This is a genomic window from Streptomyces sp. NPDC005202, from assembly GCF_040608235.1.
In the GTDB taxonomy this organism is placed as follows: domain Bacteria; phylum Actinomycetota; class Actinomycetes; order Streptomycetales; family Streptomycetaceae; genus Streptomyces.
In genome coordinates this window covers 1-1,348 of sequence record NZ_JBEXHW010000098.1, presented here as the reverse complement: position 1 = coordinate 1,348, position 1,348 = coordinate 1, and the positions used below count along the sequence as shown (strand labels likewise).

At 63.5% G+C, this 1,348-nt stretch carries 1 protein-coding gene; it reads right to left on the bottom strand.

From position 1 onward, the window contains the following. Window positions 1-105: 105 nt before the first annotated feature. Window positions 106-831, bottom strand: a complete 726-nt coding sequence (locus ABZV31_RS38310; RefSeq protein ID WP_355901508.1) for a DUF899 domain-containing protein — start codon at window positions 829-831, stop codon at window positions 106-108. Between the last annotated feature and the right edge of the window lie 517 nt (window positions 832-1,348).

The window sequence follows — 1,348 nt, the reverse complement described above, 5'->3', positions numbered from 1 at the left end:
AGCACCACGCCACGAACCCGGGAAGACCGTGAAACGAGCCGAAACCCTCACCGAACATGTCCGCTTGAAACGGCAGCAGGGTTAAACAACAAGCTAAGCTTAAGCTCAGTCAGGCTGGCGTCGGGGGCCTTGGCGGGTTTGGGCCAGCCACTCCGGCGCCAGCTCGGCGTCGCCGTATTCGTCGTGCCAGTTCCACCATTCGTACGGCGCGGTTTGGGGATAGCCCTCGGGCGAGTCCTCCCATGTCTCCTGCCGCCCGAGCGTAGTCATGTCGAGGTAGCTCCAGGTGCTCCCCAACGCCTCGTCACCGCGGGCGTTGATGAAGTAGGTGCGGAACACGCTGTCGCCATCACGAATGAACGCGTTCGTGCCGTGCCACTCGTCCACACCGAAGTCGGTGTCGAAATCGTCGGTGATCGAGTACCAGGGCATCGTCCAGCCCATCCGCGCTTTCACACGCTCGATGTCCGGCTGCGGCGCGCGCGAGACGAAGGAGAGAGTGGTGTCGCGGGCGTTCAAATGAGCAAGGTGGCCAACGTGGTCAGCCACCATGGAGCAGCCGCGGCAAGCGTGGTCAGGCCAGCCGAATACGCCGGGCTCGAAGAAGGCTCGGTAGACGATCAGCTGACGGCGACCCTCGAACAGGTCAAGCAGACTCGCCTTACCCTCGGGTCCGTCGAACTCATACTCCTTCTCCACCGCCAGCCACGGCATCCGCCGACGCTTGGCGGCCAGTGCGTCACGGGCGCGGGTCAGCTGCTTCTCTTCCACAAGCAGCTGCTGGCGCGCAGCCTCCCACTCTTGCAGCGAAACGATCGGGGATGTCTTCATTGTGACGCTCACCTTCCAGTTCGGTCCGAGCTCATGCGCTGGACCAGGGGTGTGAGCCTGGCGCTGCTCAGCAGGACCCCCTGCTTCCAGCGTCGGCCACCACCGGCACGGGCGCACGCCGATACACAAGAAATCGAACATATGATCTATCTCTAATGAGTGCATGGCTCTGACGCATTTCCCCGACAGCCTCGTCCACCTCCATCGCCAGCTGACCAGCTGTGATTGTGGCGAGTCCCGCCAGACGGGGCGCTCAGTCACAATTACCTTCTTCGTGGCCCGCAACGGGGTTCCCGGCCTCCGGGCCGGCATGACAGGTCCCCCCTGTTGACCTGATCTGGGGGGTGGTGTCACCGGGTCGGGAGGCACTGGCAGACCGCTGCTGAAAGCCAACCCCGGCAGGAGTTTGGGAGGCTCTTCGTTGATGTTGCTCCGGTTTGGTGGACACCTACCCGCTTGGGGACACTGGTCCCCGCAAGGAGGAGTTCATCGTGCCAAGGACGCGTCCGGCCTACCC

What these genes read in the sequence shown, in the direction of transcription:
- ABZV31_RS38310 (WP_355901508.1), bottom strand. Translation starts at nt 831, where the DNA reads ATGAAGACATCCCCGATCGTTTCGCTGCAAGAGTGGGAGGCTGCGCGC.